The organism is Pectobacterium brasiliense, assembly GCF_016950255.1.
Classification (GTDB): domain Bacteria; phylum Pseudomonadota; class Gammaproteobacteria; order Enterobacterales; family Enterobacteriaceae; genus Pectobacterium; species Pectobacterium brasiliense.
Genome location: NZ_JACGFN010000001.1, coordinates 2,906,616 through 2,923,185 on the forward strand (window position 1 = coordinate 2,906,616; position 16,570 = coordinate 2,923,185).

Consider the following 16,570-nt stretch of genomic DNA (forward strand, 5'->3'; position numbering starts at 1 on the left):
AGTTCCTTGAATAAAGTCTTCTTCCTTGAATAGCACAGCGCCCCAAGAGGCCAAAATAATTTGCTGATTATTGCGAGCCGCCCCGTATTTCCTTCGCAGACTCGACGTCACATCATACGCGCCGCTTTGTTGCGGTATCCATCCACACTGCCAACAGCAGGATTCCGCCTTTTACGACGTATTGCCAGAACGTCGGCACATCGAGCATGCTCATCCCGTTATCCAGCGACGCCATGATAAATGCTCCCATCACCGCACCCGCGACGCTACCAATGCCGCCCGCCAGACTGGTGCCGCCAATCACACAGGCGGCAATCGCATCCAGCTCAGCAATGTTCCCGGCGGATGGCGACCCCGCCCCCAGTCGTGAACTGAGAATCAGCCCGGCAACTGCGACCATCAGGCCGTTGATCGCGAACACCGCCATTTTGGTGCGCTCGACATTCACGCCCGATAGGCGGGCAGCATCGATATTCCCGCCCACCGCATAAATGCGGCGGCCAAATGCGGTTCGCGTCGCCAGAAAAATGCCCCCCAACATCAACAGCGTCAGCACCAGAACCGGCGTTGGCACACCGCGATAGTCATTCAGCAGATAAATCGCGCCCAGCACCACCAGTGCCGTAAATGTCTGACGGCCAATATCGCCTGCGGGCGGATTTACCAGTAACCCTAATCGGGCGCGGCTACTGCGTCGACGCCACTGCCAGGCAATAAACACCATTAGTCCGATGGCACCGAACATAAAACCCATGCCGGAAGGCAGATAGCTTTGCCCAATCTGCGACATCGCCTCGCTGGTCGGGGAAACCGTGGTCCCGTTGGTGATGCCGATCAGAATGCCGCGAAAAGCCAGCATCCCCGCCAGCGTCACGATAAAAGAAGGGACTTTCCGGTAGGCGACCCACCAGCCATTCCACGCGCCCAGCAATAATCCCAGCGCGAGCGTCACAACGATGGTCAACGGCAAGGGCCAGCCAAACCAAACATCAAAAATCGCCGCCGCACCGCCCAATAGCCCCATCATCGAACCGACCGACAGATCGATTTCGGCGGAGATAATGACAAACACCATACCGACCGCCAGAATGCCGGTGATCGCCGTTTGCCTCAGCAGGTTAGAAAGATTACGCGCGCTGAGGTACGCCCCGTCGGTCATGTAGGTGAAAAAGAGCATGATGGCGATGATGGCGGCAATCATCACGTAGACCTGAAGATTGATGCTTTTCAACCGTTGCAGCATCGAAGCAGAGCCCGCGATATGTTGTTGTTCAGACTGCGATGTTTTCAGCACGATGTTCACTCCTCAATGCAGCTTCCATAACCTGTTCCTGGGTTAAATCACGATTGACCAAATCCGCTTTGATCCGCCCCTGATGCATCACCAAAACCCGATCGCTCAACCCCAGTACTTCGGGCAATTCAGAAGAAATGACAATGACGGCAATGTGCTGTTTTACCAGCGCATTAATGAGCTTATAAATTTCGTATTTAGCACCGATGTCGATGCCGCGTGTGGGTTCATCGAGAATCAGAATGCGGGGATTCAACAGCAGACATTTCGCCAGCACCGCTTTTTGCTGGTTGCCGCCGCTTAACCGGGCAATCGCCAGCTCTGGGCTGGAGGTTTTCACTTTCAGGTTCGCTAGCGACTGCCGGATGATGTCCTGCTCACGGGCATCATCCAGCATGGAAAACGACCCTGTGAATTGGTCGAGTGCCGCCAGCGTCATGTTCTGCGCCACACTCATCACCGGGACGATGCCGTCCTTCTTACGATCCTCCGGCACCATCGCAATGCCTTGTGCCATCGCCTGTTGGCAATTGCTGATGGTCACTGGCTTACCGTCAATAAAGAGGTCGCCCTGCCAATGACCGTGATAGGCACCAAACAGGCACTGCACCGTCTCCGTACGCCCTGATCCAACCAGCCCGGCAATGCCGAGAATTTCGCCTCGGTGTAGAGCAAATGAGACATCATCCACCCGACGAATATGGCGATTCACAGGGTGCCAGGCGGTCAGGTGTTCTACGCGCAGCACTTCTTCACCAATGACATGTGGTTCATTGGGATAAAGCTCCGTCAGTTCACGCCCCACCATCATGGCAATAATCTGGTCCTCGCTCAGCTCGGCAGCCGGACGCGTACCAATCGGCTTCCCGTCGCGAATCACACAAATCACATCGGAAATGGCTTTAACTTCGTTAAGCTTGTGCGAGATATAGATGCAGGCGATACCGTGATCGCGCAGATCCTGAATGATCTCCAGCAGGATTGCGGTCTCCCGCTCGGTCAATGAGGCCGTTGGCTCATCCAGCACCAGCAGACGCACCTGCTTGTTCAGCGCTTTGGCGATTTCCACCAGCTGCTGCTGACCTAATCCAAGCTCACCCACTTTGGTATTCGGGTCGACAGCCAGTTTGACCTGCTCCAGCATGCGCTGGCAGCGGAGATACATATTGTCGTAATCCATCACGCCAAAACGCGTCCACTCGTTGCCCAAAAAGAGGTTCTCCAGCACCGTCATCTCTTTCACTAGCGCCAGTTCCTGATGAATGATCGCGATGCCCTTTTGCTCCGTATCGCGAATATGGTTGGCGCGTAGCTCATCACCAGAGAACACGATCTGCCCGTCATAGCTGCCATACGGGTAAATACCACACAGCACCTTCATTAAGGTGGATTTCCCTGAGCCATTCTCGCCACACAGCGACAAGACCTGACCCGCGTCCAGCATCAGGCTAACGTTGTCTACGGCTTTCACCGCGCCAAACACCTTGGTGATGTTTTTCATTTCCAACAGATGCGGCATCATTGGCCTCCGTGATTCAGGTGTCTCAGGCCTCGCCTGCGACAGTGGCGAGCCACAACGCTATGTCGTGGCCCGTAAATTTCTTTCCTACATCCTGAAATCTATTGGCGGTGGAGTGCGTTAATACACATCCGCTTTTTTGTGGAAGCCATCGGCAATGACGGTGGAATCGATGTTGGATTTATCGACGGGAATCGGAGTCAGTAAGAAGGAAGGAATGTCTTTCAACCCATTATTTAATTTAGCGTTGGATTCCGGGGCTTTATCAGAACCGAGCGCCACGGCGATATCTGCGGCGTCTTTCGCCAGCTTGCTGATCGGCTTATAGACCGTCATGGTTTGCGTGCCTGCCACAATGCGTTTGATTGCTGCCAGATCGGCATCCTGACCAGAGATAGCCACTTTCCCTGCCAATCCCTGTGCGGCAAGCGCCTGAATCGCCCCGCCCGCCGTAGCATCGTTCGATGCCACAACCGCATCAATCTTATTACTGTTCGCCGTTAGCGCATTTTCCATAATTTTCAGCGCATTCTCTGGTAGCCAGGCATCAACCCACTGATCGCCGACCACTTTTATTTTCCCACTCTCGATCAACGGCGTGAGCACTTTCATTTGCCCCTGACGAAACAGCTTCGCATTATTATCGACCGGTGAGCCTCCCATTAAGAAATAGTTCCCGCCAGGCACCTTATCGACGAGATATTTCGCCTGTAGTTCTCCAACCTTCTCATTATCAAATGAAATATAAAAATCCACGTCCGCATTATTAATCATGCGGTCGTAAGCAAGCACTTTTATTCCCTCACGTTTTGCTTCCGCAATAACATTACCAAGTACCTGACCGTTATAAGGAATAATCACTAATACATCGACACCGCGATTAATCATGTTTTCTATTTGAGAAATTTGCGTCGCTTCATTGCCGTTTGCTGATTGAACAAAAACATCAGCACCCTGCTTTTTGGCTTGCTCAACAAAAAGATCGCGATCTTTCTGCCAGCGTTCGAGACGCAAGTCATCAATCGCCATACCTATTTTAACGTCCTTCGCGAATCCGGGCTGACAAGCTAAAGTGAATACGGCACAAGCTGAGAGTAAAAAATGGTTAACTTTCATCATAGCGTACCTTTTTTATTTAAGATGCAAGGCCTAAGGCTCCAATCGCCAGCAAAGTATTGTCGCTAAACATCCCTCCATCAATTACAGATTTTTATCCTCCAATTATGTTTTTTGGTTTAATTTCCGTTTTTTGATACGGGTCATATTTTATTGTCGAGTCACATTTTCATTTTGTTACCTATTGCGAAGCGTATTCAGAGTAAAAGCACCTTATTTTTGCGACGCAGCGCACATTTAATAATTCTCTGAATTTCAGTGTGAAATAACGTAATTGAGGAAACCTTCATCCACTCCGAAAATTAATCCCATTCCCGTCTCTTCCGTCTGGGTGGTTTCTAAGGAGTTAACGATGCAAGCCTATTTTGAACAGATCGAAAAAGTCCGTTATGAAGGTAGCCAAAGCAACAATTTCTTCGCCTTTCGTCACTACAACCCCGATCAGGAAATACTCGGTAAACGTATGGCGGACCACTTGCGTTTTGCCGTCGCGTATTGGCACACGTTCTGCTGGAACGGCGCGGATATGTTCGGCGTCGGCTCTTTTGCCAGACCGTGGCAGCAGTCAGGCGACGCGCTGGAGCTGGCGAAGCGCAAGGCGGATATCGCATTCGAATTCTTTCAAAAGCTCAGCGTGCCTTACTACTGCTTTCATGACGTCGATGTTGCGCCGGAAGGGAACTCACTGAAAGAGTATCTGCATAACTTTGCGGTCATTACCGATTTACTGGCGGAAAAACAACAGGATAGCGGTGTGAAGCTGCTGTGGGGCACCGCCAACTGCTTCACCCATCCCCGCTACGGCGCAGGCGCGGCGACCAACCCTGACCCAGACGTCTTTGCCTGGGCCGCCACGCAGGTGTTCACCGCCATGAACGCGACCCAAAAACTGGGTGGTGAAAACTATGTGCTGTGGGGCGGGCGTGAGGGATATGAAACCCTGCTCAATACCGACCTGCGTCAGGAACGTGAACAGATCGGTCGCTTCATGCAGATGGTCGTCGAGCATAAACACAAAATCGGCTTTCGGGGCACACTGCTCATCGAACCGAAGCCGCAGGAACCAACCAAACATCAATACGATTATGATGTCGCCACCGTTTATGGCTTCCTGAAGCAGTTTGGGCTGGAAAAAGAGATTAAAGTCAACGTGGAAGCCAACCACGCTACGCTGGCAGGCCATTCCTTCCATCATGAAATCGCCACCGCTGTCGCGCTGGGCATTTTCGGATCTGTCGATGCGAACCGTGGCGATCCGCAGCTCGGCTGGGACACCGATCAGTTCCCTAACAGCGTGGAAGAGAACGCGCTGATCATGTACGAAATTCTCAAAGCGGGTGGCTTCACAACGGGTGGCCTGAACTTTGATGCCAAAGTCCGCCGCCAGAGTACCGATCGCTATGACCTTTTCCATGCGCATATCGGCGCGATGGATACGATGGCACTCGCGCTCAAGGCTGCCGCCAGAATGGTTGAAGATGATAAGCTCAATCAACTAGTCGCTAAACGCTATACGGGCTGGAACGGGGAACTGGGTCAGCAAATCCTGCAAGGTAAGGCCTCGCTGGAATCGCTCGCCCGCTATGCGGAAAGCCATCAACTGGCACCGCAGCACCAGAGTGGCCAGCAGGAATTGCTAGAAAATCTGGTCAACCGCCACCTATACCCTAAATAATTCGAGTTTCAGGAAGGCGGCAAGAGAGGGAATCCCGATGAGCTTACTCAGGTAAGTGATTCGGGTGACTGAACGCAGCCAACGCACATGCAACTTGAAGTATGACGGGTAATTTGGCTAAAACGGGACGCTCACTACGCCACACCTCCTGCGACAGACTAACCCCTGTCGCAGGAGCTTATCAGGAGCCACTATGTATATCGGTATTGATCTGGGTACTTCCGGTGTGAAAGCCATCCTGCTGGATGAAGCAGGCAAGGTGGTTGCCAGCCATAGCGCCGCGCTGAGCATTTCCCGTCCGCATCCGCTCTGGTCGGAGCAAGCACCTGAAGACTGGTGGCAGGCAACCGATCAGGCATTACACGGGTTGGCTGCAGCACATAGCCTTCGTGCCGTGAAAGCGTTGGGGTTGACCGGGCAAATGCACGGGGCGACCTTGCTGGATGCACGCCAGAATGTGCTGCGCCCCGCGATTCTCTGGAATGACGGACGCAGCGCAGCCCAATGCCGAACGCTGGAACAACAGGTACCAACATCGCGTCAGATTACCGGTAACCTGATGATGCCGGGCTTTACCGCGCCCAAGCTAAAATGGATGCAAGAAAACGAAAGCGAGATCTTCCGCCAAATCGATAAAGTTCTGCTGCCGAAGGACTATCTCCGCTGGCGTCTGACAGGGGAATTTGCCAGCGATATGTCCGATGCGGCAGGAACGCTTTGGCTAGACGTTGCCAAACGAGACTGGAGCGATACCCTACTGGAAGCCTGTTCGTTGAGCCGCAAGCATATGCCCACGCTGTATGAAGGCAGCCAGATTACCGGCTATCTGCGAGCTGACATCGCCAGCCGCTGGGGCATGGATCCCGTCCCCGTTATTGCTGGCGGTGGGGATAACGCAGCAGGCGCGATTGGCGTCGGGCTGTATCAAACGGGTCAAGCGATGCTGTCTCTCGGCACATCCGGCGTTTACTTCGCCGTCAGCGATGGCTTTCTCAGCAATCCGCAGCATGCCGTCCACAGTTTCTGCCACGCGCTGCCGAATACCTGGCACCTGATGTCCGTGATGTTAAGCGCCGCATCCTGCCTCGACTGGGTCGCCCGTCTGACGCACGCGGAGAGCGTTCCCGCGCTGCTACAGAAAATCGCCTCGACACCAGCCGATGACACGATAACGCCAGTGTGGTTCTTGCCTTATCTTTCCGGCGAACGCACGCCGCACAACAATCCCGATGCCAAAGGCGCATTCTGGGGGCTCACCCACCAACACGGACGCCGGGAACTGGCAAAAGCGGTATTGGAAGGTGTGGGATTCGCGCTTGCCGACGGCATGGATGCACTGCATATGACGGGGCTCAAGCCCGATAGTATTACGCTGATTGGCGGCGGCGCACGTAGCGCCTACTGGCGGAAAATGCTGGCGGATATCAGCGGTCAAACACTGGAATACTGCACGGGAGGGGATGTCGGCCCTGCGCTGGGTGCCGCACGTCTGGCGCAAATCGCCATGCATCCGCATACGCCACTGGCAGAACTCCTGCCGCCGCTACCGCTGGAACAGATTCATCACCCCGATCCCCAGCGTCACGCCGACTATGCCGAGCGGAGGCGTACATTTACGGCACTCTACCAGCAGCTTAGTCCGCTGATGTAGCACCCGTTCGTCCGGTACGCCGGATGAATCGTCAACTCACCCAACGTCGCACATCGATTTTCTGTAGCGCCATCGAAAGCAGCAGGCTGGCCCCCAGCGCGATGGCGAAGACAGAGAAGATGTCGAGAACCGGGTGGGATGGCAGCATCACATCATGCGTACGCAGATAGTGAATGATCAACGCGTGGAAACCGTAAATCGCCAGCGAGTGGCGCGAAATGGTGGCGAAGCCCGGTAAAATCCGCTGGCTACCGTAGTGCTTAAACACCACCAGAAGACTAACCGCAGCCAGAAACACCAGCGGGCCACAGTAGATATAAAATGTCTGGGTGAACGTATCGTTCAGTAGTGTGTGGTGCTTCGTTCCCATTGCAATCAACGCGACACACGCAATGAAGAAGGGGATGGCGGCTAGCACGACTTTCTTTGGTACTTCCAGCATGCCCAGCGCACGCCCCAGCGCGGCGTACAGCACATAGTAAAACGTATCGCCGTAAATATAGAGATTCACGGGCAGTAATTTAAATCCTTCAAATTCCACTCGTCCCGTATTGGGGTTAGCGACAACGGCCAGCAAGATAATCAAGACGGCTAAATATTTACCCGATACCGGCTTGATAGTAATAAGTGGAGAGAGTAGATAAATCACGATAATCGCGTAGAAAAACCATAAGTGATAAAAGATCGGTTTTTGCAGCGCATGATGCAATGAATTCAGGCCATTAATCGGCGTGAGCGTCGCAATATAGATCAGCGCGACCGTACTGTAGAAAAGCAGACATAAACCGATACGCAGAAAATGTTTTTTCCCCGCACTACGCTCACCAAAAAATAAGTAGCCTGAGATCATGAAAAACAGCGGAACGCAGACGCGCGAGGCAGAATTCAGAATATTCGCCACATCCCAGTGCCCGTCGCCCGGCGTGCCACCCGCCGTAATATAGTACGTTGTGCTATGAATCAGAACGACCATCATGCAGGCCAACGCCCGCAGGTTATCAATCCAGCCGATCTTATCCGTCATACACAACCTCTTGAAAGCAAAGCGCTATTCAAAACAGCGTAGCCGTTGTTAAGCGCTGGCACAATCGATTATTAACAACCAGCAACTATCAATGATCAGCTATCAACAATCGGGTAAATCTGAGTGATAAGGACGGATTCCTACGGGAACCCACATGAATTTAAACGATACGCGCTCACCCCGATGGCAAGCGCGCAGGGATCTTACAAAGTAAGGTGCTAGAACAGCCCCATCGGCTTATCAGAGTAGCTCACCAACAGGCATTTAGTTTGCTGATAATGTTCCAGCATCATTTTATGGTTTTCACGCCCGATACCAGACTGCTTATAACCCCCAAATGCCGCATGCGCCGGATAGGCATGATAACAGTTGGTCCAAACGCGCCCGGCCTGAATACCGCGCCCCATCCGGTAAGCGATATTACCGTTACGGCTCCACACGCCAGCCCCCAGACCGTATTCCGTATCGTTGGCGATCTCCAGTGCGTCATCCATCGTTTTGAAGGTCGTGACCGCCAGCACCGGTCCAAAAATTTCCTCCTGGAAGACGCGCATACTGTTTTTACCGAACAAGATCGTCGGCTCCAGATAGTATCCTTCCGCCAGCCCACTCGGCATTGCCTTGCGCTGACCGCCCGTGAGCACACGTGCGCCCTCTTTCTTACCGATATCAATATAGTTAAGGATGGTGTCAAGCTGACCTGCGGATACCTGCGCGCCCATCATGGTTTTGCTATCCAGCGGGTTACCGATGCGGATAGCCTCAACGCGCTTGATTGCCCGCTCCATAAAGCGATCGTAGATAGATTCCTGCACCAGCGCGCGGCTCGGACAGGTACAGACCTCGCCCTGATTGAAGGCAAACAGCGTGAAGCCTTCAAGCACTTTGTCAAAGAAGCTGTCTTCCTTGTCCATCACATCGGCAAAGAAGATGTTCGGCGATTTACCGCCCAGCTCCAGCGTTACCGGCGTCACGTTCTGCGCCGCATAGCTCATGATCTGCTGGCCTACCTCGGTCGACCCGGTGAATGCCACTTTCGCAACGCGTTTCGACGTCGCCAGATATTCACCAATTTCGCTGCCCGACCCATTAACGACATTAATAACGCCTGGCGGCAGCAGATCCTGAATCAGTTCCATCAAAATCAACACCGACATCGGCGTCAGTTTGGCGGGTTTCAGCACAATACAGTTACCGGCAGCCAGCGCGGGCGCCATCTTCCAACAGGCCATTAGCAGCGGGAAATTCCAGGGAATAATTTGCCCGACAACGCCGAGAGGCTCATGAAAATGATAAGCCACGGTATCGCCGTCAATTTCGCTAATCCCCCCTTCCTGCGCGCGAATACAGGCCGCGAAATAGCGGAAGTGGTCAATCGCCAGCGGCACATCCGCCCCGCTGGTTTCGCGTATCGGTTTACCATTATCCCAGGTTTCCATCTGCGCCAGTAGCTCAAGATTCTGCTCCATCCGGTCGGCGATTCGGTTAAGCACCAACGCGCGATCCTGAACCGACAGGCCACCCCATTCCGCTTTTGCCTTGTGAGCGGCATCCAGCGCGTGGTCAATATCTCGCGTTGACGAACTGGCCACTTCACACAGCGCTTGACCCGTTACTGGCGTCAAATTGACAAAATACTGACCAGCATCAGGTGGAACCCAGGCTCCGCCGATAAAATTGTCATAGCGTTTTTTCAGATTGAGAGAGCCGTATTCGCCAGACGCGGATCGGCCTTCGAGATTATCGTGCGCCATTTCAGTCTCCTTTTCATTTCCGGGTGAGCGGCCATGCCGCAGTGAAAAAAGAGGCAAACAGTAAACAGTTAAATTAAGCCTATACGGGGTATGGGGTTAGCGACAGGATTCGGCCAGAGAAGAAGGCAACTCTTCGAGTTGACGCACAGTTTCTTACGAGAAAAAGTCGCATCCCTTCAGGCGCGGTGAAATAATACTTTTAATTTCCAGGGTTACTAACATGCAGGTATTTCAGGTGGAAGGGGTTCATTTACCAGCGGATGCCGCCCTTGAAGGCGCAACGCAACATTCAGTCTATCATCCCGATTCGCTGCTGCGGCCACAGTCTGACTGGCTGGCGGAAGAGGTGCCCGTTGCGTTGGTGTATAACGGCATATCGCATGTCGTTATGATGGCCTCACCGAAGGAACTGGAAGAGTTCGCTCTCGGGTTTTCCTTATCTGAAGGCATTATTCAATCACCGGCTGATATCTACGGCATTGATGTACAGGCTGCCTGTAATGGCATCGAAGTACAAATTGAGCTTTCGAGCCGACGCTTCGCGGGGCTAAAAGAACGCCGCCGGGCGATGGATGGTCGCACAGGCTGCGGCGTATGTGGCGTAGAGCAGCTCGCGGAAATCGGCAAACCGCTCGCCCCTCTACCCTTCACACAGACATTTTCCCTTAGCAAACTTGAAAACGCGCTGGTGCGGCTGCGCGATGTGCAGAAGATCGGCCAAGTGACGGGCTGTACTCACGCCGCAAGCTGGGTCGCGCCAGACGGCACGCTGTCCGGGGGAAGCGAAGACGTCGGCCGCCATGTCGCGCTGGATAAACTGCTGGGTACCCGAGCGAAACAGGGGTGGCAGCAAGGCGCAGCGCTGGTTTCCAGCCGAGCCAGCTATGAGATGGTCCAAAAATCCGCCATGTGCGGCGTGGAAATCCTGTTTGCTGTCTCAGCGGCGACCTCGCTGGCTGTGGAGGTCGCACAGCGCTGCAACCTGACGCTGGTCGGTTTTTGTCGGCCGGGGCATGCGACTATCTACACACATCCGCAGCGTCTGAGCGCGTAAGAAACACCGCTAGAGTCACGGCGTTTTGCAGGCGATGGGCATAGATTAATTTGTTTTTACATAGTGCAATAATGACATAAGCGTTTGTTATCATGAAGTAAAGCAATCTGATTCATACCACCCATTCGAGAATAATCATTTTCAATATCATTTAATTAACTATAATGAAGGTATTGCTTACGCGGCACTAACAACACAGCGCCGTAACATTTTTTTTACCATGGAGATGCTAAACATGAGTTATTCACTGCCATCGCTGCCTTATGCTTATGACGCACTGGAACCGCATTTCGACAAAGAAACAATGGAAATTCACCATTCCAAACACCATCAGGCTTATGTCAATAATGCTAACGCCGCGCTGGAATCTCTGCCTGAACTGGCTAAATTGTCTGCTGAAGAGCTGATCGCTCAACTGGATAAAGTTCCTGCGGAGAAAAGAACGGCACTGCGTAACAACGCGGGTGGTCACGTTAACCACAGCCTGTTCTGGAAAGGCCTGAAAGTCGGCACGACGCTGACTGGCGATCTGAAAGCCGCCATCGAGCGTGATTTCGGTAGCGTTGATGCGTTTAAAGAGAAATTTGAGCAAGCAGCAGCAACCCGCTTTGGTTCTGGCTGGGCGTGGCTGGTACTGAAAGACGACGGCAAACTGGCCGTAGTGTCTACTGCAAACCAAGACAGCCCGCTGATGGGTGAAGCTGTTTCTGGTGCGTCTGGCTACCCAATCGTCGGTCTGGACGTATGGGAACACGCTTACTACCTGAAATATCAGAACCTTCGTCCAGCTTATGCTAAAGCGTTCTGGAACGTGTTGAACTGGGACGAAGCCGCTGCCCGTTTCGCTAGCGCAAAAAAATAAAACCGCTGAGTGCCTGATACCATCAGGCCTCTTCTGCGTTTGAATATAAACTGGAATAACAGTCTGTTATTCCAGTTTTTTATTATCCCTCTCTGGACGACGAGCCGCATGTACGCTGGCTATCCTCGCTCATTGGCTCATAAAGTTTCAGAGTAAAGTGCCGATATCTATTGCGGGTTTTTATCATGTTGTTTTGCAGGGATAAGCTCGGTAAGCGGTAATCCGGGATGCTAACACCGCTAATCAAGTGTGCATCAGGATAGTGAATTCGACTCAATACGATATAGTGGTGGGATGTGATGGCTATGAATTTCGATAATCTAAAAGTCGGTAAAAAATTAGGATTGGGTTTTTTCCTGATTCTGCTGATGACCATGGTGATTGCCGGCGCGGGCATTATGCATATTGGCTCGCTGAAAGACAGTATTAATAAAGTTAACTTAAGCAACGATATTAATGATGAAATTAACCAAGCTAAATATTACCGTGCATTATACGGCACCACCTATAATCCTGATGATATAAAAAAGAACGTTGAGCACATTGCCAATGTGAGTAAACTCGCTGAAAAAGCAAAAGAATTTCACTGGCCAGAGAGTGATGCCAAGAAAATAGCCAGCATCCCGGCATTAATTACCAGCTATCAGGAAAAACAAAGTAATTATATTAATGCAGTGGGAAAAAAGGATGCCGTCAGAAAAAGTTGGAATATCTCGACAACAGAAAAACCGCTAGAACAGCTCAACGATCAATTAAAGACGGACAACAACAGCACTACTCTTCAATTATTACTTTCTGACCTGAACCAAAAACTGATTGCCGTCCGCTACCACGTTCGTGGGTTATTACTGTCTACCAATAAAGAATCCGAAGAAAAGCTGACGGATGCCATCAACGCAGCACAAACATCATTGACCTTCCTGTATCAAAGCCTGTCTGCCGAACAGCGTGAAACGCTGTCTCCCGTTCTGGCAATAATGAACAATTATGAAGAACAGGTTCTGGCCTATATGCCGGCCTATGAGGAGGAAATGGCGCAGGCTGGGCAAATGCAGGTTGTCGCCGGACAGTTAAACGACGTAGTTAAATCCCTGCTCAGCGATCAGTTGGCGGCATCGCAGGAAGACATTCGCAATGCCACGCTGCAAATGAGTATCGCCGCGCTGATTACGCTACTGCTTGGTCTGCTGATTTCCTGGTTCATTTCACGCCAAATCACCACACCGCTTGGCAACACATTGAATATGGCTGAGAAAATCGCGACAGGCGATCTCACCATGTCCATCAACACGACGCGTAAGGATGAGCTGGGTCAGTTGATGAGTGCGATGTCGAAAATGAATGACAACCTGCACAATATGATCGATGACATTCGCGTCGGCGTCAGCCAGATTTCTAACGCGTCCAGCGAGATCGTCGCGGGTAACACCGACCTGTCATCACGTACCGAACAGCAGGCCGCTGCCGTTGAGCAAACCGCCGCCAGCATGGAGCAACTCACTGCGACGGTTAAGCAAAACGCGGATAACGCACACCACGCGAACAAGCTGGCAATCAGCGCATCTCAAACCGCAAAACAAGGCGGTGAGCAAGTGAATAACGTGGTGCAAACCATGACGGCGATTGAGAACAGTTCTAAGCGTATCGCGGAAATCACGTCCGTCATCAACAGCATCGCCTTCCAGACCAACATTCTGGCATTGAACGCCGCGGTGGAAGCTGCCCGCGCTGGTGAACAAGGCCGCGGCTTTGCCGTGGTTGCCAGCGAAGTCCGTAGCCTTGCCCAGCGCAGTTCTCAGGCCGCGAAGGAAATCGAAGGCCTGATCTCTGAATCGGTTACTCAGGTATCACGCGGAGCGACGCTGGTTGGCAACGCCGGTAAAACGATGAATGATATCGTCACCTCTATCACGCAGGTGCATGATATCATGGGTGAAATTGCCACCGCATCGGATGAGCAAAGCCGCGGAATCAGCCAGGTTAGCCAGGCGATTGTTGAGATGGACAGCACCACGCAGCAGAACGCCGCACTGGTTGAACAATCCTCTGCCGCTGCCGACTCACTGGAAGAACAGGCAAGACTGCTGAAGCAGGCGGTTTCCGTCTTCCGTCTGGCAAACGCACAGCATGATGACACCCCAGCGGGTATCGCGTTTGCCGACCAAACGCATCGTCTGCACGCACCGCGCTAATATCAACAACCGTACCAAAAACGACAAAGCCCCTGTTAAACAGGGGCTTCATCAACGAATCCATCACCAGCATCGGTCTGCGCAGAGAAGAAACCTCAGAACGGTTTCGACGCGAAGCCTGTCATCTCTTTTAAACCCATCTCGCGCCCCAGTGCCGTCATCGGGTGCACCACCACCAAACCGCGAACGCTTTTCTTCAACGTCCCCATATCAGCTTGCTCTTTTTTAGTAATCGCACGTTTGAAAGGCAGATTCGCCAGTTTCTGTGCTTCTTTGCTGAGCTTCTGTTCTCTCACGTTACGCAGGCGCTCGATTTCAGCCGTTAGCTTCTCGCAGGCCTCCAGATTGAGGGCGATTGCTTCAGCATCACCTTGTTCCAGCAGCGTGGTCTGCTTACGCGTCAGCTTATCCAGTTGGTCGCTAAGGCGCTTGATCTCTGCTTTTTCCTGCTCTTTCATAAAAGATAACCTATATAACGGGAGAATAATGCGGGGCACAGCATACACTATACGCTAAATAATTCGAGTTGCGTGAAGGCGGGAACCGCATGACATGACGCAGTGACGTAATATAGCGGAATGGGATTAAAACGCCTTTTTCAGACTGATTTGCGCAATCAATGTGGTCAGGGATAGCACCAGCGTGGAGCGCACCATCTGCTGATAACGCTGCTGTTGCATACTCACCAAAAGCGGTTCGGCGGCGTCTGCCCCCGGCGGCAAAGCGGGTTCTGTAGGCAACGCCGCAACGCAGTGCAGCTCGCCGATAGGCCCCAGAATTTCATCATCGGTAAAACGGTAATGTCGATCGTCGTGTGCTAGCTCTTCGCCCAGCGCCATTAACAGTTCCGCATCTTCGTACTCTTTACGGCTGATCATTCCCAGGCCATAAATCAGTTTCAGGCGCACGGAAAGGTCGCCCAGCGGGCCCGTTCCCGTCATCAGGGGTTCAACGGCATATTTCACCGCATAGTCATCTTTACGGAACACCTGCAACATCAGGATACTGACCGCTTCAGCTAACAGCTCGACGGCGCAGAGCATAAAGTCGCGCACGGTCTTCCCTGAGTTCAGCGCTTCCAGAACCCGGTTTTCAAACGCCTGTGTTTCTTCCATCGTCACTTCTCGACCCTTTTACCCCGCCCACAGCATCCCCCATCTCGGCAGCATGCTTACCGGCAGGTGTGGCGACATCCTATCCCCGACGTCGCCCGTATACCTTACACCGTGTCGAAAAGACCACACCTGCCTGATGACGAGACACGCCGATTACTGCATGGCGTTATACACATTCACTGCTTGCGCGACAACCTCGCTGTCAGCATCCAGACCAGAAATCTGCACCAGCGCCGCCTGCGGCCCCTGAGTACGGATTAACTCGGCCAGTTCCAGCGCCTGCGGATCCTGTTCACTGCGATAATGCATCGCGGCAGCAATGCCGGTAATCAGGTTGTCATGCGGAAAATGGTATTCCAGCGTACCGAGCAGCGGCTTGATCAAACGGTCGCCTGTACTCAGCTTGCGCAGCGGCTGACGGCCAACGCGCTCTACGTCATCGTGCAGATGCGGGTTTTCAAAGCGGCTGAGAATCTTGTTGATATAGGCCGCGTGTTTCTCCGCATCAAAACCGTAGCGTTTGATGAGCACCGCGCCGCTCTCTTCCATTGCACCTTTGACCACGGCTCTGACTTTCGGGTCGAGAATCGCATCGCGGATCGTCTGATGACGCGCCTGCTGGCCGAGGTAGGCCGTAATCGCATGGCCAGTATTCAGCGTAAAGAGCTTACGCTCGACAAATGCCATCAGGTTGTCGGTCAGTTCCATGCCGGGAATCGCTGGCGGCTCACCGCAGAACTGGGTTTTATCGACAATCCATTCGCTGAAGGTTTCTACCGTCACCGCCAGCACATCGTCACTGCCGGCTTCGGAAGGAGGAACGATGCGATCCACGGCGGAATCCACGAATCCCACATGCTCAACCACCCATTCCTGATGGCCTTCCGGCAGCAGTTTCAACACATGCTGTTTTAACTGGCTGGTGCCACGCACCATATTTTCACAGGCAATAATGTTCAACGGCCGGGTATTGCCGTCGTTATGACGCTTAACCAGCCCCTGAGCGATAGTTCCGGCGATTTTTTCCAGAATCTGCGGCCCCACAGCGGTCGTCACCAGATCGGCCACGGCAATCAGCGCGACGGCATCCTGACTACCGCTGTGAACGGCGCTCACGTTGCTCACGGTATCAACCTGCGTGTTATCGCCGACAATCCGCACCGTATAGCTTGTACGGCTGTTCAGGGCATCCAACAGCGGCTGATTGACATCAGCGAATGTCAGTTCGACGTTGGCATCGGCCAACAATTTCCCAATAAACCCACGGCCAATATTACCCGCACCAAAGTGTAATGCTTTCATGAGACATAACCT

General features: G+C 52.8%; 13 protein-coding genes. 5 read left to right on the plus strand and 8 right to left on the minus strand.

The window, feature by feature from the left end:
- Nucleotides 1-112: 112 nt before the first annotated feature.
- The 3 genes from xylH to xylF form a co-directional block, all read right to left on the minus strand.
- A complete protein-coding gene (gene xylH / locus H4F65_RS12930) occupies nt 113-1,243 on the minus strand; it encodes a xylose ABC transporter permease XylH (protein WP_085996946.1) in 1,131 nt (376 codons plus the stop codon).
- Nucleotides 1,244-1,271: 28 nt separating this feature from the next.
- A complete protein-coding gene (locus tag H4F65_RS12935; protein WP_010284191.1) occupies nt 1,272-2,813 on the minus strand; it encodes a xylose ABC transporter ATP-binding protein in 1,542 nt (513 codons plus the stop codon).
- Between the two features lie 120 nt (nt 2,814-2,933).
- Nucleotides 2,934-3,929, minus strand: coding sequence for a D-xylose ABC transporter substrate-binding protein (xylF, locus tag H4F65_RS12940; RefSeq protein ID WP_010284189.1), 996 nt, complete (start codon nt 3,927-3,929; stop codon nt 2,934-2,936).
- Nucleotides 3,930-4,281: 352 nt separating this feature from the next.
- Between xylF and xylA the strand changes: the two genes are divergently transcribed.
- Both xylA and xylB read left to right on the plus strand, forming a co-directional pair.
- The gene (gene xylA, locus H4F65_RS12945) at nt 4,282-5,604 is read left to right on the plus strand and encodes a xylose isomerase (protein ID WP_010284187.1); all 1,323 of its coding nucleotides are present in this window, start codon (nt 4,282-4,284) and stop codon (nt 5,602-5,604) included.
- Nucleotides 5,605-5,797: 193 nt separating this feature from the next.
- Nucleotides 5,798-7,255, plus strand: coding sequence for a xylulokinase (gene xylB, locus H4F65_RS12950; RefSeq protein ID WP_010284186.1), 1,458 nt, complete (start codon nt 5,798-5,800; stop codon nt 7,253-7,255).
- Between the two features lie 31 nt (nt 7,256-7,286).
- Here xylB and H4F65_RS12955 read toward each other — a convergent pair whose 3' ends face one another.
- Both H4F65_RS12955 and exaC read right to left on the minus strand, forming a co-directional pair.
- Nucleotides 7,287-8,279, minus strand: coding sequence for an acyltransferase (locus H4F65_RS12955; RefSeq protein WP_010284185.1), 993 nt, complete (start codon nt 8,277-8,279; stop codon nt 7,287-7,289).
- A 218-nt stretch (nt 8,280-8,497) separates the two neighbouring features.
- Nucleotides 8,498-10,033: an acetaldehyde dehydrogenase ExaC gene (gene exaC / locus H4F65_RS12960; RefSeq protein WP_010284184.1), complete on the minus strand. Its 1,536-nt coding sequence runs from the start codon at nt 10,031-10,033 to the stop codon at nt 8,498-8,500.
- 220 nt (nt 10,034-10,253) lie between these two features.
- Here exaC and fdhD point away from each other — a divergent pair, with 220 nt between their 5' ends.
- The 3 genes from fdhD to H4F65_RS12975 all read left to right on the plus strand — a co-directional run bounded on the left by fdhD (nt 10,254) and on the right by H4F65_RS12975 (nt 14,141).
- Nucleotides 10,254-11,087 (plus strand): formate dehydrogenase accessory sulfurtransferase FdhD, encoded by an 834-nt coding sequence (gene fdhD, locus H4F65_RS12965; RefSeq protein ID WP_010284183.1) that lies wholly within the window; start codon nt 10,254-10,256, stop codon nt 11,085-11,087.
- Nucleotides 11,088-11,322: 235 nt separating this feature from the next.
- Nucleotides 11,323-11,949: a superoxide dismutase [Mn] gene (gene sodA, locus H4F65_RS12970; protein ID WP_010284182.1), complete on the plus strand. Its 627-nt coding sequence runs from the start codon at nt 11,323-11,325 to the stop codon at nt 11,947-11,949.
- Between the two features lie 299 nt (nt 11,950-12,248).
- The gene (locus H4F65_RS12975) at nt 12,249-14,141 is read left to right on the plus strand and encodes a methyl-accepting chemotaxis protein (RefSeq protein WP_039320481.1); all 1,893 of its coding nucleotides are present in this window, start codon (nt 12,249-12,251) and stop codon (nt 14,139-14,141) included.
- Between the two features lie 95 nt (nt 14,142-14,236).
- Here the strand turns inward: H4F65_RS12975 and H4F65_RS12980 are convergent, their stop codons facing one another.
- The 3 genes from H4F65_RS12980 to H4F65_RS12990 form a co-directional block, all read right to left on the minus strand.
- Entirely contained in the window at nt 14,237-14,599 is a 363-nt protein-coding gene (locus H4F65_RS12980) for a YibL family ribosome-associated protein (protein ID WP_010286443.1), read from the minus strand.
- Nucleotides 14,600-14,725: 126 nt separating this feature from the next.
- Nucleotides 14,726-15,256 carry an MltR family transcriptional regulator gene (locus H4F65_RS12985; RefSeq protein WP_010286440.1) on the minus strand — a complete coding sequence of 177 codons (531 nt, stop codon included), beginning with the start codon at nt 15,254-15,256 and terminating at the stop codon, nt 14,726-14,728.
- Between the two features lie 153 nt (nt 15,257-15,409).
- Nucleotides 15,410-16,558 (minus strand): mannitol-1-phosphate 5-dehydrogenase, encoded by a 1,149-nt coding sequence (locus H4F65_RS12990; protein ID WP_010286438.1) that lies wholly within the window; start codon nt 16,556-16,558, stop codon nt 15,410-15,412.
- Between the last annotated feature and the right edge of the window lie 12 nt (nt 16,559-16,570).